Source organism: Clostridium puniceum, from assembly GCF_002006345.1.
GTDB lineage: Bacteria > Bacillota > Clostridia > Clostridiales > Clostridiaceae > Clostridium > Clostridium puniceum.
Map to the genome: position 1 here is coordinate 1 of NZ_LZZM01000234.1, position 21,559 is coordinate 21,559.

Below are 21,559 nucleotides of genomic sequence, written 5' to 3' on the forward strand. Positions count from 1 at the left end.
ATCTTAATGAACAAAATTTTTTAGAACATATATATATACTTTTAATGTAGAAAATTAATTAGAACTTAATAAATTCAATATAATAATGAATTTAAGTTGAATCCGTTAATAATTAAAACTGTTTTTATTATATATTGTACTAATTTTTATCATCTATAGTCAATAAAATTACATTTCAAAATTTTCTAAACATTGGGTTTATCTATAATTAGCATAGCGGAGGCGGAGCGTGACCTTTGAAATCCACTATAACATTAATTGTGCTGCTGTAGATCAAGCAACTCCAATTAATCCTAAGCTTCCTACTTCCCCTGCACCCATATTGTAAATATTAGGTTTTAATAAAAATATAATAGAAGTCCAAAAGGCATTAAAGGCTCCAAACATCAATGCCCCATTTATGGGAGCTTCTTTTAAAGTCTTTTCTTCTTTAACTAAACTAAATATGCCCCCTTTATAAAACAGTTTTATTATTTTTAACTGTCTACTATAAAGAGAGCATATTCTCTTCCTGGGTTTCCTTTAAAATCCACCAATATTTATATTATAGTTAGAAATTCACATATCCTTGTTGCTTTCAAATCTTAACCTTTTAATTATTTCATTAAGATTTTGAATTTTTAATATGATTATGTATTTTATAAGTATTGTTTATTTATTGATTAAAAACTCCTTTTAAAATTAGAAATTTTATTATTTAAAAAAATGGTAATTGAAATTTTACTGCTACAACTACATAAATAGCAAAAATACCTATGAAAATTAAAGATCTAAAAAGATTTTTTAAGATTTTTTCTTTCTTTCCTCCAATAATGCTTGCACAAAACAAAAATAGGTAAACTACTCCTATGACTGCTGCTACGATTGCTACATATTGTAAAATATTAAACATATAGTTTCCTCCAATCATATAAAAAAATTTATAATTATTTTTTTAATCTATTAATAGTAATAACCAGCTTTTTATTTATTTAGTTTTTATAGCAAATTTATTATTTTCTACCACTATTAGAACTATCTAAATATAGACTATGTTTAAAATCCAACTATAAGGCATCTACTCATATTGAAATACCTTTAACTTCTGACCTCTATTTTCCGCTATATAAAAAGTTTTTAATCTATAGCCAATAAAAAGGCTCTAATCAAGTCACTTATTATACATTTAAGCTCTTATAAATACACATTTAGATTTTATTTTACATTTTTCTATTAATTGATTAGTTTCGATTATATCATGGTGTTTAATAGTATTCAATATAATTCCAAAATTTATTTATACAACCTTCTTAATTAAATAATTCGTTTTTAATAATTAATTATTTAAAATTTCATTAAATAAACTATATTAGTTGAAGTAATAACTATAATATATGTAGTATAAATTTCTTATTATGCATCAAGTTTCTTACTATATATAGTGAATTGATTTTTACCATTTTCTTTAGAATTATATAATGCTATATCCGATTTTTTAATCAAGGTTTCTATAGTATTGCCATGCTTTGGGTAAAAAGCAATTCCAACACTTGCAGAGACCGTTATTTCAATATTATTACCAACATATGTGGCATTAAGATTATTGCATAAAACATTTATTTTTTCTTTAATTAGTGACAGTGAAAGACTAGGATTAAATATACAAAATTCATCTCCACCAAATCTTGAAATAATGGAATCAGCACCATTAAAAACATCACTGATTTTATTAGCAGTATCTTTTAAAACTTCATCTCCTACCATATGTCCTAAATTATCATTTATTGCTTTAAAATTATCCAAATCTATAAAAACTAATGTACAAGTATCCTCTTTATTTTCTCTGATATAATCTTTAACTTTATCATAAAATGTTGATTTATTATATATTTGAGTCAATTGATCATACTCTGATTTTAATTTTAAAAGTGAATGTTCTCTAACAATATAATCGATATCTGTAATCTTTCCAATTACCCTTACAATCTTATCATCTCTTTGTATGTAATTTAGTTTTAGTTCACACCATAAATATTCTCCATTTTTTTTCATTAATCTAATTTGTTTTATAATGGATTGTTTATTTAAAGCTTTCATATCATCAACAATTTTATTTATCAGCACTTCATCTTCAGGATGTATTTTTAACTCCTTTAAGAAATTTTTATTATAATTCTGAATATTTAAAGTCCAACCAAACTTCTCTTCAAATTTAGAGGAACTTAAGATTTTTTTCTCTGTTAAATCAAAGTCAAAAATAATATCATTCAATTGCTCCACAACAATATAATAACGCTCACGTTCCAAATCTAGTTCTTTTAAATATTTACCCTGTTCTTTAGCTTTTACAATAAAGCAATAAAAAGCATCCAACAATGAAATGGAAATAAACCCTACAATAATTAGCAATATTATTCTATAATTTGTATAAATATCATAGACAAAATTTAAGAAAGTATCTAAAGGAGATAATTCATTTGTATTAATTGTAACTTCTGCAAAAGCATTAATATTAAAGATAAAATTAAATATTATAGTTAAAATTAATAAATTAAACATCCTTTTCATCCTTTTGTTCATACTCCTCACTCCCCATTATTATTTGAGTATTATTATCAATTACCACATTATAATACATATTACATAACATTGTCATAAAAATCAATAATATGATGTTAAAATCCTTTCAAGATTTTAAATAATTCTATTGTTGAAATATGTTAATTTAATTAAAACTTATATATAATAATACTTACATTACATATTAAAAAAGTTAAAAGGAGATTAACATGAATAATATACTTAACAACACATATCATCAAAAACTTAATATTGGTATAAATAATAATCAAAATGCTTATAAAATAAACTCAAATACATCTTTATCTAATAATACTACTGATCAGACTAATTCTACTGATAATATAGAATTAAATGAAAGAGATGAAAATATTGTCAATACAAAAAAAGCTTATGATGCTTTTAAAGATTCCTGTTCTGATTTTGGTTATGTTCAAGCTCTTAATGGAAACTGTGCTGATATGAGTTTATATTATAATACTGCTCTTTCTATAATGGAATATGAAGGTATACCAACATCTTCTTTTATTCCTGATTCTCAAAATCCTACTAGTTATTTATCTTTTATAGATAAAGTAAAAGATTTTGCTAAAGATTTAAATACAACTAAGCCAGGTTTTTTACCTGATAGTTTTGTTGACTTTTGTGATTCTTATAAAGAGAAACTTAAACAATATGGTTGCAACTAAAAGTAAGTGTCGCAAAATGATTAAATTTTAATCTGGAGCGATACTCTTTTTCATTTTAAATCAATAAATCTCCAAACAATTGAAATATTATAGCAATTATTTGGAGATTTCTTAATTTTTAACACGCACAAATAAGATTACTTGTTTTATTCTATAATTAGTTCTATTGATTTTAATTCCTGAAGCTGATTTTCAGTTATTTTATTTTGAATTCTTGAATGTAATTTGTTAATCTTATAACTTCCCTTGAAATATTTTACTTTTGATGCTTAATGCTTCTTGAAGCCTATTAATCTCTTCACAAAGCTCAGATATTTCATTTATGATAGAAATTTTTCTAAGCTGTATTGAATTTTTTTGTTCAATATTATTTGCTATTGTCTCATAAATAAGTATAAATTGCGACAATTCTTCATCAGACAATTTTAAATGTTCTTTTTCTGTACAATATTGAGCAAGTAAGTAACTAATATGTTCTAATGAGTAAAATGCTGGCCAAAGCATTTCAAGCATCTCTTCATTATTAGGAATCTCCCCCAATGCTGTATTATAAGCCATTTTAAAGTTCATAAAATCTATTTCCAGCTTTTCTTTTATAATACTTGTATTCTTATCATTATTGTTAGCTGCCAAAAAAACTAAGACTCTAGCATGGCTGCGTAATAATTTAGCCATTAAATCTGGTAATCTGCTAGATGCTGATTTACGCCCAATAATATAAGTTCCAATTAATCCAATTACAGACCCAACAACTATATCTGTAATACGAGCTGTTGCAAAATATCCTACATTATGAATTTGAGTAGAATTTTCTGCTATAAGTATTGAATTTGGTGTGATGAATATTGCTGCTAGTGCATAATTCCTAGAAATAGCAAGTTCTATTAAACCTGTTAAAAGCATATTAACTACAACTACCATAAAACCTTCTGGATTAAAGCTTAAAATAATAATAGCCAATACTATACCAATCAGTGTTCCAACTGAACGTTGAATTGCTCTATGAAAAGTTGCCATAATAGTTGAGCCACACATAACTGCGGCACACGACAAAGTAATCCAATACGGTCTTGTAAAAGAAAATTCAAAGGCTACTATTGCTGATATTGAAAGCACTACTCCATATCTAATAGAATTAACAAACACTATAGAGTCCTTATTAAAAGATTTAATAAATATTGTTCTTAATGATGGTTTAGAAATTTTGATGCTATGACCAATGTACTTTAGCGGTATATTCATTATAGCTTCAATATCATATATTATCTCTAAAAGTTTATGGTAATCTTCCTCTAACTCTTTATCTGTTTTCTTTATTTCTAAGGTTTCTTCATCCCTTAAGTTAATTCCAGCCCCTAATTTTCTTATCATATCAATGATTTCTTTAGGCACTTTATTTTTACTATTAGATTGAAGCTCGAGCATTTCTAAGAACATTTTATTAGCATGCTGATTCAAAAGAACTAATCTATTAAACAAAAATGAAACTTTCCATGGAATATATCCTATTGCAAGAATTTCTTCTGATTCCTTTAATGCATTAACAGTTCGATTTCTAATATTGCTTACGTCTTCCCTGCCAATAACTTCAGCAAATTCTGCCAAGGCCGAATATAATCCTTTAATTTTTTTTAATTCAGGACCATGAGGATTAAAAAAATATCCTACCATGCTAACTATCCATGAAAACATACTACTTGCAAATACAACACCAATAAAAATAGGTATTTCTGCTTGCTTAAGGTTAATTCCTGTTGTCATCGTAAAACTTAATACAAAAAATACTGCTGCTGGTCCAGGTATCTTAAATATACCAAATACAAAAGTTGCACTTGTTCCTATCAAACCTACAATTAATATTATAAGTAATGGGTAAGGTGCTACTAAGGTTCCTAATCCAACTGAAAGTGTAATACCAATGGCAATAAAAAATATCTTTTTTGCACGCTCCGCATATGGCTCATTAAACACATATAAATAAGTAAATCCACCTATTGCACCTAGCAATCCAAAACGTACTTGATTTAATAAAAGTCCAATCAATACTGGAAAGCCTCCACATATTGCTGCACTTATTGCTTTTTCCCATGGAAAAGGATTTTTATTTAATTTAAATGCTTGTTTTATTATACTTATATACATATTATTTCTTCTTTCTTCTTTTGTATTTTTAATTTAAGTTCATCATCATTTTTTCTACTATCTTATTGAAGATTTCTAGTTCTTCCTCACTAACGTTATTTATAGCTTCTAATTCTACACCTATCGCAGCTTCATACCACTTAGGATACATTTCATAAGATTTTTTAGTTAATTCTATATTCCTTTCTCTTTTGTCCTTGCCTTCCGTCCTAATTACTAGTCCCATTTCTTCCATCCTAGCTAAGGTCCTAGTTATAGTTGGTGCCTCTACACCAAGATATTTACATAATTCAATTTGTGTACATTGCTTTTTCTTATGTAAGTATACTATAATTCCCCATTGGGATGAGTATAGCCCAAGAGGAGAAATTTTCTCATTTAACTTTTTTGTAAAACTTCTTGCTAATTGATTTACATTATGACCATATAGGATCATTTTCCTACCTCCAAATATTTACCTAGGTAATAATTACTTAAGTAAGTATATCATTTTAATTATTAATAATCAAATAAAAATTAATTGAATATAATTTATGGCTAGCTCTCATAAAATCTTACTTAGATTCTACCTTGCATATTACTTGATATTTGTTTAACAAATTTATATACTGTTCAAGCTATCTTTTCGAATATTATAGAAACTCTAGTGAAACAATAGTTATAGAAGATTTAGATATTCTACAAATTTGGAGGACAAGTAATGGAAAAGATTTGGCATATTTATAAAAACGACTTAAAGAGTGTATTTAAAGTTCCTACTTTAGCCTTGTTAGTACTTGCAATAATGTTGCTGCCATCAACTTATGCTTGGATAAATATTGAAGCTATATGGGATCCTTATAGCAATACTTCAATGATTCCAGTTGCTGTCACAAATGAAGATGAAGGCGCTGATATACAAGGAAAGACTGTTAATATTGGAGCTGAAACTATCCAAGGTCTTAAAAAAAATCCTAAGCTTGGTTGGGATTTTGTTAGTTATGCTGAGGCTGAACGAGGCGTTGAATACGGAGATTATTATGCTTATATTTACATACCAAAAGATTTTTCAAAAAAACTCACTAGTATTTTAAATGCAAATCCTCAAAAACCTGATATTGAATTTGCTGTCAATGAAAAAATCAATGCTGTTACGCCTAAGATCGCCACTTCAGGTGCTTCTGGTTTAATTGCTCAAATTCGTCAAAGCTTCACCGAAACAGTCAGTAATTCTATTCTCTCCGAATTTAATGCTGCTGGTGTAGAGCTTCAACAAGAACTCCCTACTATTCAAACCATTGAAAATCGAATTTTAGAATTAGAAAATAACCTGCCAGTAATTGAAGAACTAGGCGAAAAATCCATTGAACTTCAAGCTAAACTTCCAGAAATTAAACAAAAGTCTCAAAAAATCATTGAGCTAAAAGAAAGAATACCTGATTTAGAAAAAGTTGCAAATAGTATCCTAACTGTGGAGTCAAAACTGCCACTTGTAGAAAAAGCTGGTGATAAAATTTTAGAATTACAAGGAAAAGTTGCAGATATACAGCATGCTGAAGAAATTATTGTTGAAGTAGAAAATAACTTATCTTCAATAGAAGGAAATATTAAAGATACTATTGACAATACAAAAGCTACAGCTGATGCTCAAACAGAGGTCTCAGCTAATGATCAACAATTGACTAATTTCCAAGAAGAACTTATAAATATTCATAATAATATAAAAACGTCTCGAGTTAATCTTAAGCAAAAAATTGATGAAATGATTAAAGAAATAAATAATTCAGCAAACTTTGTAAAAAATAACTTGCCTACTGTTGAAGAAAATATTCATAAAGCGGCAGATTTTGTGCGAAATGATTTTTCTAATGTTGAAGCTGATATTATAAGAGCTTCTGACCTAGTTCAAAATAAATTTCCTGTATTTGAAGAAGCAGTTAATAAATTGGCTGATTTAGCTCAAAATGATTTATCTGATTTCGAAGCTAAAGTGAGAAAAGCCGCTGATAAAATCCGAAAATTTCAAAACAATGTAGACTTAAATGATATAATTGATTTCCTTAAAATTGATCCGTCAAAGGGAAGCAGCTTTTTAGCAGATCCTATTTTATTAAATACCAAACGAATTTTCCCTATTCCTAATTATGGCTCTGCCATGGCAGCACTCTATACCATGTTAGCATTATGGGTAGGAGGTACAATTTTAAATTCAGCCTTGCCTGTAGATGTAAAGAATCCTGATAATATATATAAAAGCTATCACATTTATTTTGGCAGGCTTTTGACCTTCCTTTCTGTAGGAATTTTTCAATCACTTATTATGGCACTTGGAAATATATTTTTACTCCATGTGTATATAGTAAATAAATTTTGGTTTGTGCTGCTTAGTATTTTTATTGGCATAGTGTTTGTCACAATAACATATACTTTGCGTTCAGTGTTTGGCAATATAGGAAATGGAATATCAATGATTCTCCTAGTTTTGCAGATGTCTAGCTCTGGAGCAACCTTTCCAGTTAGTATGACATCACATTTTTTTCAAGCTATTAGTCCTTTTATGCCATTCACTCATGCTGTGAGTATATTGAGAGAAACCATTGGCGGTATGATTGCAGAAATTGTCATAAAAAATGTCTTAACGCTTGCTGTCTATATGCTTATTTCCTTTTGTATTGCACTATTGTTAAAACGCTCTCTAAGTAAAGATATATCATTAAACAGCCAAGATAATAATGCATGAATCTCCTCCATTACCGAAGGCGCAGTTAAATATGCTTTTAATACTGTCGTTCCTTCGGTTTTACTAAAGTTGGTTAGATTGAAGGATTGAAAATAAAACATAAAAAAACTATCTCAAAATAAATTAGAGATAGTTTTTATTTAAATTCTCATTACCTGTAACTATACGCTTTGCTTTAAACAAGTTTTTAAATCTTCATTAGGCTCACTTATAGTTTGTAAGTTAAAGGTATCAACTAAATATTGCAATACATTAGGACTTATAAATGCTGGAAGTGAAGGTCCAAGGAACATTCCTTTTATTCCTAATGAAAGTAATGCTAATAGATCTGCAACTGCTTTTTGTTCATACCATGAAAGAACTATTGATAATGGCAATCCATTAACATCTGTATCAAAAGCATCTGCAAGTGCTGTAGCAATTCTAACTGCTGAATATGCATCATTACATTGACCTACATCTAATAATCTTGGAAGTCCAGCAACTTCTCCAAAATCTAATTTGTTAAATCTATATTTTCCACATGCTAGTGTTAGAATAACGCAGTCTTCTGGAACCTTCTTTGCAAATTCAGTATAGTAATTTCTTCCTGGTCTTGCTCCATCACATCCACCTATTAAGAAGAAATGTCTAATACTTCCATCCTTAACCGCATTAACAATTGTTTCTGCATGGCTTAAGGTCGCATGATGCCCAAAACCAACAAGAATTTCTTTAGGTTCTTCTGATTTTGTAAATCCACCAAGTTCTAATGCTTTTTCTATTATTGGTGTAAAATCTTTATTTCCATCTTTATCAGCTTTAATATATTTAACTCCATCCCATCCAACTACACTCGTTGTAAATATTCTATCTTTATATGTTTCTCTAGGTCTCATTAAACAATTTGTAGTCATTAAAATACAACCTGGTATGCCATCAAATTCTTTTTGCTGCTCTTGCCAAGCACCACCATAATTTCCTACAAGCTGTTCATATTTTTTAAGTTCAGGATAACCATGAGAAGGTATCATTTCACCATGAGTATATATGTTAATTCCTTTGCCTTCTGTTTGTTCTAATAACATTTCTAAATCTCTTAAATCATGACCAGAAACAATGATAAATGGTCCTTTTTTAATATTTACATTAACTTTGTGTGGACTTGGATTCTTATAAGTACTAGTATTAGCTTCATCTAATTTCTTCATAACAGCAACACTCATATCACCTGTTCTCATAGTCATTTGAATTAACTCTTCAACACTTAAATTATCATTTGTTGTACATTCTAATCCTCTAAAATAGAAATTATCAACTTGATCATCATAATAACCCAAACATCTTGCTTGATGCCCATATGCACTTATCCCCTTTAAGCCATATAATATTGTTTGTCTAAGTGATCTTACATCAGGGTCTAAATCCTGATCAAACATAATCCCAGCTCTTTTAGAATCTTTAAGCATTTCTTCCTTGGTTTCGCTTAAGCTATAAGTAGCTTGTTCTGGATATTCTTTATCCGCACTTACTCTATCTCTCAAACTTTCTTTTATTTTTTGAGAATCCTTAAGCATTTCCACATGAACTTCTGCATCAAAATTAACATTTGTAAGGGTTGTAAATAATGAATTTTCTACAAAGCTAACAATACTTTTGTCTATTTCTTCTCCTTTTTCTATAAGATCCTTGGCATAACAGCTTATTCCTTTGCATTGGTATACAAGTAAATCTTGAAGATTTGCTATTTCAGGCGTTTTTCCGCACACCCCCATTTTAGTACATCCTTTTCCTCCCGCTGTTTGCTCACATTGATAACAAAACATAGGATTTTCATCCATAAATATCACTCCTTAAAAACTAATCCTTATTATTATTTGTTTAAATTAATTTTATATTCTCTATTACCTAACAATAATAAATTTATTCTTAGAGATTATGTTTAAAGCTTTATAGATATTTATGATAATATGGGTAAAGATAGAGAGTTATATAAAAAAAGTACCTTATGAGATTAATTGCAAGACTCTCTTTCTCTCCTAAGGTGGTTTTATTCAATGAATATTTATTTCAACTTCTTTTTATTGATATATGTAAATTCATATATATTTACATATATCAATATTATTGCTAAACTACTGAAGTAATGTATTTCTCACTTTCTTAGCTGCCTCCACAAGATTTTTAAGACTAAGATTGGTTTCCTCATCACCACGAGTTTTTAATCCGCAATCTGGATTAATCCATAATTTTTCTTCTTTAATTTGACTTAGCATTGAATTAATTCCTATAGTAATTTCTTCTACGCTAGGTACTCTTGGAGAGTGAATATCATATACTCCTGGTCCAACTGCAGTAATAAAATTATTATTATTTAATGCTTCAATAATTGATAAGTTTGAACGTGATGCTTCAAAAGAAATTACATCCGCATCCATAGCGTCAATATCCTTTATTATTTCTGCAAATTCACTATAACACATATGTGTATGAATTTGTGTAGTTGACTTAACATCACTGTGAACAAGTCTAAATGCAGCAATTGCCCAATCTAAATATTCACTATGCCAATCGATTCTTCTAATTGGAAGCTTCTCCTTTAAGGCTGCCTCATCTACTTGAATTATATTAATAAAGTTTGCTTCAAGATCTAAAACCTCTTCTTTAATAGCTAGTGCAATTTGAAAGGCCATTTCTTTTAGAGAAATATCTTCACGAGGGAAAGACCAGTTAAGAATAGTTACAGGACCTGTAAGCATAGCTTTTACAGGCTTTTCAGTAAGACTTTGTGCATACTTAGAATATTCAACAGTAATAGGATTTGCTCTAGAAACATCTCCGACTATTACTGGAGGTTTAACACAGCGTGTACCATAAGATTGAACCCATCCATTTTGAGTAAATAAATAACCCTTAAAGTGCTCACCAAAATATTCTACCATATCATTACGTTCAAATTCACCATGAACTAAAACATCAATTCCAATTTTCTCTTGAAGTTCTATGCAATCTTTAATTTTTTTCTTTACATTCCCTACATACTCTTCTTGTGTAATCTCCCCTTTTTTATATTTTGCTCTATTTGACTTTACATCAGCTGTTTGAGGAAATGAACCAATTGTTGTGGTTGGTAATAGCGGAAGGTTGAAAAAATTCTTTTGAGCTTCACTTCTTTCATTAAATGCTGGTAATCTTGTAAAATCTTTTTCCGTTAAACCTTCAAGTTTTCCCTTTATTTCAGAATTTACATTATTCACCTTCTCAGCAAACAAAGCAATGTTGTTTTTATATTTTTCATTGGTTAAATAATTCTCTTCAGCGAAAAGCTCTTTTAGTTCATCCAATTCTATTAATTTTTCCTCTGCAAATGCAAAATGAACCTTGTAATTCTCGCATAGCTTTTCTTCATTTCTCAAAGTATATGGCAAATGTAAAAGAGAACATGAAGTATTTATTATAATATTATCTTTTTCAATATATTTTGAAATCTCAGTCAAAGTTTTTAATGATTTCTTATAAGAATTTTTCCATATGTTTTTACCATTTACTATTCCTGCAAAAATAGCAGTATTCTTAGGAAATCCCTTTTCTTTAATTAATTCTAGTGATTTCTTGCCTTCTATAAAATCTAAACCTATCCCATCAAAACCAAGATTAGTAACCTCACTATAGCAATCCCTAATATCTCCAAAGTATGTTTGAATTAAAATATTAAGTTTCCCTTTATGTTTTAATAATTCCTTATAGATTTTTGTGAACACTTCTATATCTTTTAGGTTCAAATCTGTAACTAAAATTGGTTCATCTATCTGAATCCATTCCACACCTAATTCATTTAGCTTAGCAAAAACATCTTTATATGCCTTAATTATATCTGGTATAAAATCAATAAGTTTTTTATTTCCATTGTAATCTGATAATTTGAGAAAAGTAAATCCGCCAATAATTACAGGTTTTGTTTTAATTCCAATTTCAACTGCTTCAGTAAATTCTCTAAAAAACTTATGGCTGTTTAGCTTAATTTCAGTTCTATCCTCAAGTGTTGGAACTATGTAATGATAATTTGTATTAAACCATTTTTTCATAGGAAGTGCTTTAACATCACCTCTTTCCCCCTGATATCCTCTAGCCATTGCAAAATAAGTATCAAGCTCATTAAGTCCTAAAGACTTGTATCTTTCTGGTATTGCATTTAAAAGAGCCGCTGTATCAAGCATTCCATCGTAAAAAGAAAAATCATTTGATGGTATAAAGTCAAGTCCACTATTATTTAATAATGACCACTGTGCCTTTCTCAGCCCTTTAACATTATTTTGTAATTTTTCAAAAGATAAATCACCTTTAAAATAATCTTCTATCCAAAATTTTAATTCTCGAAATTCCCCAATTCGTGGATAACCAATAATCGAATTCCTCATAACACTACATTCCTTTCACTAAAAATTTTCTGTAGGCTAATCATATCAGAGAATTCTTATTATAAGGTAACTCAAAAAAACTATTGCTTGTTATAGAAAATAAATATAACAAGCAATTCAAATTTATCATAATTGAGAATTTTTATAATTCAAATACAAATTTCCAAAATACAATATACCGCATATTTATTTTAATGAACATACGATATATCCATTAAGCATTATAAATACATACATAAACCTGAATCATTCACTCTTTGCTGATAAGTCTGATCTATGCTTAATCTGATACAGATTCATTATTTTTTTGATTAACACCTATTCGGTGCATACAAAAAGAGCACCACCTATGTTACACTACACTTAGACGCTTTTAGCTCTCTTTTTCACGTATAGCTCAATTCCTAAAATAATTAGTTTAATATTGTTGAAATAGAAACAAAGATTTAATATAATATTGTTAATGCACAAACGGGTGGGAGGATAGGCCATGAACAAAGAAGAACAGGTCATAATGGGTTTCAGAGACTTATTAAACAAGATGGCTTGGCTTAATAAGTTTAAGATGGAAGACAGTCTTAAGGATTATAAGTCTTCTGAAGTACATTGCATCGAATGCATTGGAAAAAATGTAGATTCCAACGTGACAAAACTTGCAGAGTCCTTTTATATGACTAGAGGTGCCATAAGCAAAATGACCAAGAAGCTCATAAAAAAGGGTATCATTGAAAGCTATCAGAAGCCAGATAACAAGAAAGAAATCTATTTTAGGCTTACTGAACAAGGGCAAGTAATTTATAACGTCCATGAGGAAATGCACAAAGAGTTTCAAGAGCGGGATAAAGCTATATTTGATCAGGTAACAGAGGCACAATTTGACAGTATGCTTAGCTTCGTGGAAAAGTATAGTAACCATTTGGATGCAGAAATAAAGAAACTAGGTATAGATATTAAGTCAGAATAAATTTGAATAATGAAACTACAAGCAGCCAACTCTATTGAGAACGGGCTGCATTTTTATTCTCATCATTTTGTTGACACGGAAACAAAATGATGGTACGATAAATATGTTTCCAAGGAATCAAAATCATAACTTTTGAAAGGAGAACTTAAATGTTCAAATTTAGATTATACAATGAACAGAATACAGAACAAATCGTAGATAAAAAGGCTTTAATATTCGGTCTTATGTCTGTGTTTCTTTGCGGAATGAGCTTCAGTATCATAACACCTGTCGTCCCCTTCTTAGTTCAGCCTTATATAAGCAATCCCGGAGAACAAGCTATAGTTGTTACGCTGCTGACCTCTGTTTATGCAGTCTGCGTGTTTTTTGCAGCCCCCATACTTGGAGCTTTGAGCGACAGATATGGTCGTCGTCCATTACTCTTAGTATGCCTTTTGGGTTCCGCAATCGGGTACTTAGTTTTTGGCATAGGAGGAGCTCTATGGGTACTATTTGCTGGACGCATAATAGAAGGTATAACAGGTGGGAGCATAGGCACTATCTTCGCATATTTTGCAGACATCATTCCTCCTAAGCAGAGAACCAAATACTTTGGATGGGTGAGCGCGGTTGTAGGTGTAGGCACCGTCATTGGCCCAACTCTAGGCGGATTACTTGCCAAGTTTGGTTATTTTGTACCCATGTATTTTGGAGCAATAATAACTTTATTGAATGTTGTTTATGGATTCTTTTTTATGCCTGAGAGCCTTGACAAGAATAATAGACTGAAAGAGATTACCCTTGTAAGATTGAATCCATTTATACAGCTTGCCAATCTACTTTCCATGAAAAACTTAAAAAGGCTACTTGTTTCAGCGTTCTTACTTTGGATACCTAACGGGTCTTTACAGGCAGTTTTTTCACAATTTACAATGGATACTTTCAGTTGGAGACCTACGCTAATTGGGCTTATGTTTTCAATTATGGGCTTCCAAGACATTATTTCTCAAGGTTTCATAATGCCAAAGCTTTTAGTAAAACTTAGTGATAAACAGATAGCAATTCTTGGAATGATTTCGGAAATTATAGGCTACAGTCTTATTGCAGCATCATCTTTACTCTCATTCTATCCTCTTTTTATCGCTGGAACGTTTATATTCGGTTTTGGTGATTCGATCTTTGGACCTTCATTCAATGGGATGCTCTCCAAATCTGTCGATTCTAGTGAACAAGGAAGGATTCAAGGTGGTAGCCAATCTATTCAATCTTTAGCAAGAATGATTGGACCTATCATTGGAGGTCAAATCTATGTATCACTTGGTCATGCCGCACCTGCTTTTATGGGTATGATCCTTATAACAGTGGCAATACCAGTTTTATATAAGAGAACGCATGTAAATATGTAAACTACCTACTTTCTTTATACAATTGCCACTTTCATTTTCGATTATAGATGGAGTAAGCGCAAATCCGGCAAACACATCTACGGTTATCACTTTGAGCCGGACCTACATACCATACTCGCTCCGGTTGACGTTCCCCGCCTTTCTCCATTCATCAGTTTTTACCTACAAATACGATGAATGGAGGAAAAATAATAAACTATTGTGTATTCCTAAAGTCAAAAATCATTGTACTATGTAATTTATTCTTTTAATGCTTTAGAATATATTCATCGCCAAATTTATCAATTATCTCATTTAGTGCATTTATATAAATGTTCCCAAGCTGACTAAGTATTATATCCTTGTGTGCAATCCACCCTACTGTTATCTTATCTTCAATATCTAAAGGCACAGAAGCAATATCATTTCCATTTAAGTCAGAACTCAAAATTCCAGTTGAAATAGTATATCCATTGAGTCCAATTAATAGATTAAAAAGTGTTGCTCTATCACTAACTCTGACACTTTTCTTATGGGAAAGCGTGCTTAATATTTCTTCTGAAAAGTAAAAAGAATTGAACTCCCCCTGCTCAAAGGATAAGTAAGGATAATTTTTTAAATCTTCAAGAGTAACTTCTTTTCGCTTGTAAAGAGGGTTTTTTACACTTATAAAAATATGTGGTTTTGCAACAAATAACTTAGTAAATTTTAAATTATTTTCCTTAATCAACTTATTTAAGACTTTAGAATTAAATTCATTTAAATATAAAATTCCTATTTCACTCCGAAGGTTCTTTACATCATCAATAATTTCATAAGTTTTTGTTTCTCTTAGATTAAATTCATATTCATCATTTCCATATTCTTTAATTAAATCAACAAATGCATTGACTGCAAAGGCATAGTGTTGTGTTGATACAGAAAAATGCTGAGCAGATGGCTTCGTATTAAAATACTTCTTTTCTAGCAATTCTGTCTGCTCAATTACTTGTCTTGCATAACCTAAAAATTCAGCACCATCAACTGTAACACTAACTCCTCTATTGGTTCGTTCAAAAATAGTTTTATTTAATTCATTTTCTAGTTCTCTAATTGCATTAGAAAGACTAGGCTGCGTAATAAATAATTTTTTGGCAGCAATATTTATGGAGCCACATTTGGCAATTTCAATAGCATATTTTAGTTGTTGTAATGTCACTTCTTCACCACCTTACATAATCTTTATTTATTTATAATCTTTTACTATTGTTAAGTCAACTTGAAATTTGCTGTTTTAAAAAATATTTAAAATTACTTTTAAGACATCCTTTCGCTATTATAGTTTAGAATAAATTAAAATATGCAAAAAAGAGAAGAAAATGTATATTATCCTCCTCTCTTTTCTAAGGGTATCTGGAACTATTGAAAATGCATTTGAAATATCATATGTACCAAAACCTCCAATTGTTTCAGTTACCCAAGTTGGATCTTCACCAAACAATTCATTATATTCTGATGCTCTTAAATGTCTTATTAGTCTTAACTTTATCTATTGCAGTTTAAGACAAGGCCCATGACCTGTAGCTATAAAATTAGGATTTAACCTTCTCAAAGTTCTTTGCAATTGTTCTAGCTTATCAGAGTCTGGTACCTGTTCTGACATAATACTATTTACTTCCATCTTCCAGTTTAATTCTTTCACTGTATTTATTTCTTCTCCCGTAGCAAACATTAAATCACTGCTAAAGAATATTTTACGTATATTTTCTACCATTAATAATCCATTCCAAAGATGCATTTCTGAAGGATACTCAATGAATTCCAATTCATAACTATCTGTAGTTAACTTCTCACCAGCTTTTTTAACAAGAATTTTTGCTTTAATTCCAAAACCATTTAATTGGCGTGCTGTAACTTCAGAACAGATTGTTTCAGCTTTAGGAAAATGTTCTAATATTACTGACAGCCCACCACATTCATCTGCTTCAAAGTGAGAAATAAAAATATATTTTAAAGCTTTACCATTAAGTTCTGCTTTAAGTTGTGGGAGCAAAGCTTCTGCCTGAATTACATTACCTGTATGTACTAATAATGGTTCATCACCTAATAGTAAATATTGATGAAATGTAAGATTAATCTGCTGAACATAACTACTAAATTGGTGTAAATCCTGATTTATAATTGCCATGTAACTAACTCCTTTTCTCTTTTAATATATATAAGTTCTAATTAAGAAAGTTCATAATTTAGTTGGTTGTCTTATCCAATCACTCTAATATAGAAATTAAATTTTAATGAACAAAATTTTTTAGAACATATATAATCTAAATATAAAAACAATAAATTTTTATTCTTATTTATTTTTTCGTAATTGCAATTCTCCATATTTCAGGTCCTTGTTCTAAATATTCCCATTTAAAGTGTTCTGGAAAATTTAATATAAACTGCTGATAAAGTGGACGAGGATCATGATCATTTATAAGTTCCATTATTTCACCTATTGCTAACTCCTCAAATGCTTTGAAAATGATATCCTTTTTATGTCCTTTTTCATAGATTCTGACATCTATGGTTATATCAAAATTTGTCATAATTAATTCCTCCTTAAATTCCTCTCGACAAGGATAAATCCCTTCGGAATAAAATTTTATTAGATGATAATATTATAACCATTGCTTCATATTTTTAGCGTGATTTATATCACGCATCAATATAATTTTCATTTGTAAAAAACTAAAATTGCTGCTTCTTTAGCTTCTGTATTTAATTCTTTTAATAACTCTGCATTTTGTATAACTATAAAATTCCAAGATTGCTTATTATGTGCACTTAGTACATATATACCAGCTTCAATTATAGCCTGTAACTCTTCTTACTTTATTTATTCAGCTTTGAACTTTCTTGTAGTTCTTCTTTCTTTTATTACTTTTAATGTTTCGTTCATTTTAATTTCTCCTTTTCACATTATATTATCAATTTATTTCGTACGTGAACGAATCTATTTCTTAAAAAAGATGCCCTCAGAGCATCTTTTTTATATTATTTAAAGCTTTATTGATATTATCCTCAAAACTCTGTTTTTCATCCTTATCAAAATTACTTAACATTAAATCTAGAATTTCAGCTTCTATATTTTTAAGCTTATGTCTTATATAAATTCCTTCTGGTTTTAAGCTTATGTATACACTTCTCTTATCTTCAACACAAACACATTTATTTATTATACCTTGACTTTCGTATTTGTTTATAATATCAGATAAAGAAGATTTAGATATTTGCCATATATTTGATATTTCATTAAAAATTAGAGCACTTCCATCTTCAGGAAGAATATAAAATAACAAAATATGATTTTGTAATATTGGCAGTCCTTCTTCTTTTATTTTTTTTGCAAGATATTTATTAGAAATAGTGTTAATTTCATTTATTTTGCTTAATAAACACTCATTTTTCATTTTCTCACCTCGTTCGTTCGAGTACGATTTAATATTAACTCTTCTAATTCTTGTTGTCAATAGTTTTTGTTATTATTATTTTTTTATTAATGAAAATATTCATATCTTTAAATTTTATGTTGATTTAGAATTTATACAATCTAAAATTTTATTTGTACATTCTCGGCTAATGGTCACTATAATATTTGAGATTGTTCTAGTGTTAAGTTCAATCAGTTCATAAAAATTTATGTTTTGCTCTGTGTTTCTTAAATATATTTTTAAGCCAATTAAATATAATAATTTATAATCAACAAAATCATATAAACTTCAAATTATGTAAAAAAGAGTAAACATAGTTTACTCTTTTTTTTGGTGGAGGAAGATGGATTCGAACCATCGAAACTAACGTAACAGATTTACAGTCTGCCCCCTTTGGCCACTCGGGAACTCCTCCATATTTTGTTTTATTAAAATATAAGTTTTCTTATATTTCTTGTTGGAGCTGGCAATAGGAATCGAACCTACAACCTGCTGATTACAAGTCAGCTGCTCTACCGTTGAGCCATGCCAGCATAATTCAGCTAAGATTTATGAGTTAAATTTTTTCATTAAGCTTAACAATTAACAGCAGATTTATTTTAACAAATTTTTTAGTATTCTGTCAAGATAAATAGTTTTATATTTTACTTACATGGTGGGCACAACAGGGCTCGAACCTGTGACCCCCTGCTTGTAAGGCAGGTGCTCTCCCAGCTGAGCTATGCGCCCATGTAAATTGGTGGAGGAAGATGGATTCGAACCATCGAAACTAACGTAACAGATTTACAGTCTGCCCCCTTTGGCCTCTCGGGAATTCCTCCATATTTTATTCTATTAAAATATAAGTTTTTCTTATACTTTATATTGGAGCTGGCAATAGGAATCGAACCTACAACCTGCTGATTACAAGTCAGCTGCTCTACCGTTGAGCCATGCCAGCACATTATTCAGTTAACATTTAAAAAAACAGTCAATTATATTTTAACAAAACTCTCACAATTTTGTCAATCTAAATAGTTTTTATATTTTACTTGAATGGTGGGCACAACAGGGCTCGAACCTGTGACCCCCTGCTTGTAAGGCAGGTGCTCTCCCAGCTGAGCTATGCGCCCATACAAATTGGTGGAGGAAGATGGATTCGAACCATCGAAACTAACGTAACAGATTTACAGTCTGCCCCCTTTGGCCTCTCGGGAATTCCTCCGTATTTAACTATTTAAAAGCTGTTATTTTTCCAATCAACAATGATTAGTATATCTGCAAAGCACTTTTTTTTCAACCCCAATTACAGGCTATATACTCAAATTAAATTCATATTACTCTTAATTAATACAATATGCTCCTATTTAATACAATAATCTTATTTTTTTCTAACTTGCTGAAATCACTTTAAAGCTAGTAATTAATATCTTATTTTTAGAATATTTATTCTTAAGTTTCTTCTAAATCTATTATTTTTTAATATTGTTTCCAAAAAACATTTTTTTATACTATCTCCCCTTTATTCTTCATATATATTTTATAAAGGGGGTATCTATCCTTGAATAAATCAAATATTAATATGAATTCTAAATTTCCTTACAATCTCATTTTTGAGATCAAAAATTATATTAATAAAGACACTGTAATAGTGTGCATTGGTACTGATAAATGTATCGGAGATTGCTTAGGTCCTTTAGTCGGATCTATTTTAACCGAGAATTTTTTTCCTCTGCCTGTTTACGGAACCTTATCTTCTCCAATTCATGCTTTAAATATAAGTGAGCGCTTAGATGAAATATATACTAACCATCCTAATGCCTACATAATAGGAGTTGATGCCTGCTTAGGTGATGAAGATGATATTGGTGAAATTCGTATAAGAGATTATGCAATTCGTCCTGGTAAGGGTGTGGGAAAAGAACTTCCCGAAGTTGGTATGGCTTCCGTTATTGGTATTGTTGACTCTAGCGATAGTTCTGAGTTATTTTTTTCACGCAGTATTAGACTTTCTTTTATAATGAATATGGCTAAAACCATATCTAAAGTATTTATTGAATCTTATAGCTTAAATAACGGACAATTCCCAAGACTTTAACTATAAAGTATTAACTATTAATAGTATAAACAAAATAATTATTTAAACAGAAAATAACAGTCAAAAATATATACACTTTGACTGTTATTTTCTAATTTTATTCTATAAGCACTATTTGTTGTGAGTTTGCTTCACTATTTAATTTATCAATATAGCTTAGTACTTCACCAGTTCCTTTTGCAACACATTCAACAGAATCTTCTGCAACAGCTGTTGATACTCCTGTTTTAAATTCTATTAACTTGTCTAAACCATGTATTAATGCCCCTCCACCAGTCATTAAAATTCCTCTTTCTATTATATCTGAAGCTAATTCTGGTGGTGTTCTTTCTAATACTTTCTTTACTGTATCAACTATAGTTTCCACAGGCTCTTTTATTGCATTTCTTATTTCTTCTGTGGTAATTTCAACTTCATCAGGCAATCCTGTTATAAGATTTCTACCCTTCATCATACATGTTAAATTTCTAGAGTTCTTAAATGCTGATCCAATATTAATTTTTAAATCTTCAGCAGTTTTTTCTCCTATCATTAACTTATATTCATTTCTTACATATTTTATTATAGCATCGTCGAATTTATCTCCAGCTACTTTTATTGATTCTCTTTCAACTACACCGCCTAATGAAATAACAGCAATATCGCAAGTTCCTCCGCCGATATCTACTACCATACATCCATTTGGTTTAGTAATGTCTAGACCAGCACCAATAGCTGCTGCTAATGGTTCTTCTATTAAATGAACTGTTTTTGCTCCTGAATTCATAGCAGCATCAATAACAGCTCTTTTTTCTACTTCCGTAGCTTGCGATGGCACACAAACAATTACTTTGGGTGCTCTAACCCGTCTTGTACCACATGCCTTTTTTATAAATTCTTTTAACATCTTTTGTGTTAAATCATAATCTGAAATTACTCCATCTTTTAGTGGTCTTACTGCAACTATATTACCCGGGGTTCTTCCTATCATTTTTCTTGCTTCTTCCCCTATAGCCAACAATTTATTATTGTTTCTATTTATAGCTACAACAGAAGGTTCTTTTAAAATTACCCCCTTACCTTTTACATAAACTAGTACAGTTGCTGTTCCTAAGTCAATTGCAATATCTGTGCCTGTTCCAAAAAAGCCCATTTTTTATTCACTCCTATAATACATATTAATACCTATGTTTACATAATTCTACTAATACTAT

The 21,559-nt window shown here is 29.8% G+C and carries 17 protein-coding genes, 7 tRNA genes and 1 pseudogene; 5 read left to right on the forward strand and 20 right to left on the reverse strand.

Annotated elements, in window-relative coordinates; all coding sequences use genetic code 11:
- Positions 1 to 697: 697 nt before the first annotated feature.
- Both CLPUN_RS24990 and CLPUN_RS24995 read right to left on the reverse strand, forming a co-directional pair.
- The gene (locus CLPUN_RS24990; protein WP_077849909.1) at positions 698 to 892 is read right to left on the reverse strand and encodes a hypothetical protein; all 195 of its coding nucleotides are present in this window, start codon (positions 890 to 892) and stop codon (positions 698 to 700) included.
- Positions 893 to 1,392: 500 nt separating this feature from the next.
- Positions 1,393 to 2,559 (reverse strand): sensor domain-containing diguanylate cyclase, encoded by a 1,167-nt coding sequence (locus CLPUN_RS24995; protein ID WP_077849910.1) that lies wholly within the window; start codon positions 2,557 to 2,559, stop codon positions 1,393 to 1,395.
- 209 nt (positions 2,560 to 2,768) lie between these two features.
- On the opposite strand from CLPUN_RS24995, the gene CLPUN_RS25000 reads away from it, so the two are divergent.
- Entirely contained in the window at positions 2,769 to 3,248 is a 480-nt protein-coding gene (locus tag CLPUN_RS25000) for a hypothetical protein (protein ID WP_077849911.1), read from the forward strand.
- A 234-nt stretch (positions 3,249 to 3,482) separates the two neighbouring features.
- Here the strand turns inward: CLPUN_RS25000 and CLPUN_RS25005 are convergent, their stop codons facing one another.
- Positions 3,483 to 5,390 carry an FUSC family protein gene (locus CLPUN_RS25005; protein WP_077849912.1) on the reverse strand — a complete coding sequence of 636 codons (1,908 nt, stop codon included), beginning with the start codon at positions 5,388 to 5,390 and terminating at the stop codon, positions 3,483 to 3,485.
- Positions 5,391 to 5,418: 28 nt separating this feature from the next.
- The gene (locus tag CLPUN_RS25010; protein WP_077849913.1) at positions 5,419 to 5,826 is read right to left on the reverse strand and encodes a MarR family winged helix-turn-helix transcriptional regulator; all 408 of its coding nucleotides are present in this window, start codon (positions 5,824 to 5,826) and stop codon (positions 5,419 to 5,421) included.
- Between the two features lie 264 nt (positions 5,827 to 6,090).
- On the opposite strand from CLPUN_RS25010, the gene CLPUN_RS25015 reads away from it, so the two are divergent.
- On the forward strand, positions 6,091 to 8,109 hold the full coding sequence (locus CLPUN_RS25015) for a YhgE/Pip domain-containing protein (protein WP_077849914.1): 2,019 nt from the start codon (positions 6,091 to 6,093) through the stop codon (positions 8,107 to 8,109).
- A gap of 161 nt (positions 8,110 to 8,270) precedes the next feature.
- On the opposite strand, the gene hcp is transcribed toward CLPUN_RS25015, so the two are convergent.
- Both hcp and metE read right to left on the reverse strand, forming a co-directional pair.
- Positions 8,271 to 9,929, reverse strand: coding sequence for a hydroxylamine reductase (gene hcp, locus CLPUN_RS25020; protein WP_077849915.1), 1,659 nt, complete (start codon positions 9,927 to 9,929; stop codon positions 8,271 to 8,273).
- 294 nt (positions 9,930 to 10,223) lie between these two features.
- Complete coding sequence (gene metE, locus CLPUN_RS25025) at positions 10,224 to 12,506, reverse strand: 5-methyltetrahydropteroyltriglutamate--homocysteine S-methyltransferase (protein WP_077849916.1); 2,283 nt, start codon at positions 12,504 to 12,506, stop codon at positions 10,224 to 10,226.
- 490 nt (positions 12,507 to 12,996) lie between these two features.
- Here metE and CLPUN_RS25030 point away from each other — a divergent pair, with 490 nt between their 5' ends.
- A complete protein-coding gene (locus CLPUN_RS25030; RefSeq protein ID WP_077849917.1) occupies positions 12,997 to 13,470 on the forward strand; it encodes a MarR family transcriptional regulator in 474 nt (157 codons plus the stop codon).
- Positions 13,471 to 13,619: 149 nt separating this feature from the next.
- Positions 13,620 to 14,855 (forward strand): MFS transporter, encoded by a 1,236-nt coding sequence (locus tag CLPUN_RS25035; protein ID WP_077849918.1) that lies wholly within the window; start codon positions 13,620 to 13,622, stop codon positions 14,853 to 14,855.
- Between the two features lie 247 nt (positions 14,856 to 15,102).
- On the opposite strand, the gene CLPUN_RS25040 is transcribed toward CLPUN_RS25035, so the two are convergent.
- The 13 genes and pseudogenes from CLPUN_RS25040 to CLPUN_RS25095 form a co-directional block, all read right to left on the reverse strand.
- On the reverse strand, positions 15,103 to 16,032 hold the full coding sequence (locus CLPUN_RS25040; RefSeq protein ID WP_077849919.1) for a LysR family transcriptional regulator: 930 nt from the start codon (positions 16,030 to 16,032) through the stop codon (positions 15,103 to 15,105).
- A 117-nt stretch (positions 16,033 to 16,149) separates the two neighbouring features.
- The gene (locus tag CLPUN_RS27855; RefSeq protein ID WP_158078836.1) at positions 16,150 to 16,314 is read right to left on the reverse strand and encodes a hypothetical protein; all 165 of its coding nucleotides are present in this window, start codon (positions 16,312 to 16,314) and stop codon (positions 16,150 to 16,152) included.
- 48 nt (positions 16,315 to 16,362) lie between these two features.
- Positions 16,363 to 17,001, reverse strand: a complete 639-nt coding sequence (locus tag CLPUN_RS25045) for an oxygen-binding di-iron domain-containing protein (RefSeq protein WP_077849920.1) — start codon at positions 16,999 to 17,001, stop codon at positions 16,363 to 16,365.
- A gap of 169 nt (positions 17,002 to 17,170) precedes the next feature.
- Positions 17,171 to 17,404 carry a DUF2249 domain-containing protein gene (locus tag CLPUN_RS25050; RefSeq protein ID WP_077849921.1) on the reverse strand — a complete coding sequence of 78 codons (234 nt, stop codon included), beginning with the start codon at positions 17,402 to 17,404 and terminating at the stop codon, positions 17,171 to 17,173.
- A gap of 128 nt (positions 17,405 to 17,532) precedes the next feature.
- Positions 17,533 to 17,673: pseudogene (locus CLPUN_RS29765) on the reverse strand (hypothetical protein); the annotation flags it as partial.
- 160 nt (positions 17,674 to 17,833) lie between these two features.
- Positions 17,834 to 18,268: a MarR family winged helix-turn-helix transcriptional regulator gene (locus CLPUN_RS25060; RefSeq protein ID WP_077849922.1), complete on the reverse strand. Its 435-nt coding sequence runs from the start codon at positions 18,266 to 18,268 to the stop codon at positions 17,834 to 17,836.
- A 352-nt stretch (positions 18,269 to 18,620) separates the two neighbouring features.
- Positions 18,621 to 18,704: transfer RNA gene (locus tag CLPUN_RS25065), tRNA-Tyr, on the reverse strand.
- A gap of 43 nt (positions 18,705 to 18,747) precedes the next feature.
- A tRNA-Thr gene (locus tag CLPUN_RS25070) sits at positions 18,748 to 18,822 on the reverse strand.
- 120 nt (positions 18,823 to 18,942) lie between these two features.
- Positions 18,943 to 19,018: transfer RNA gene (locus tag CLPUN_RS25075), tRNA-Val, on the reverse strand.
- Positions 19,019 to 19,026: 8 nt separating this feature from the next.
- Positions 19,027 to 19,110: transfer RNA gene (locus CLPUN_RS25080), tRNA-Tyr, on the reverse strand.
- A 44-nt stretch (positions 19,111 to 19,154) separates the two neighbouring features.
- Positions 19,155 to 19,229: transfer RNA gene (locus tag CLPUN_RS25085), tRNA-Thr, on the reverse strand.
- Between the two features lie 96 nt (positions 19,230 to 19,325).
- A tRNA-Val gene (locus CLPUN_RS25090) sits at positions 19,326 to 19,401 on the reverse strand.
- Positions 19,402 to 19,409: 8 nt separating this feature from the next.
- Positions 19,410 to 19,493 (reverse strand) — tRNA-Tyr (locus CLPUN_RS25095).
- Between the two features lie 357 nt (positions 19,494 to 19,850).
- On the opposite strand from CLPUN_RS25095, the gene yyaC reads away from it, so the two are divergent.
- Positions 19,851 to 20,366 (forward strand): spore protease YyaC, encoded by a 516-nt coding sequence (gene yyaC, locus CLPUN_RS25100; RefSeq protein ID WP_198944411.1) that lies wholly within the window; start codon positions 19,851 to 19,853, stop codon positions 20,364 to 20,366.
- A 97-nt stretch (positions 20,367 to 20,463) separates the two neighbouring features.
- Here yyaC and mreB read toward each other — a convergent pair whose 3' ends face one another.
- Positions 20,464 to 21,498, reverse strand: a complete 1,035-nt coding sequence (gene mreB / locus CLPUN_RS25105; protein ID WP_077849924.1) for a rod shape-determining protein — start codon at positions 21,496 to 21,498, stop codon at positions 20,464 to 20,466.
- Between the last annotated feature and the right edge of the window lie 61 nt (positions 21,499 to 21,559).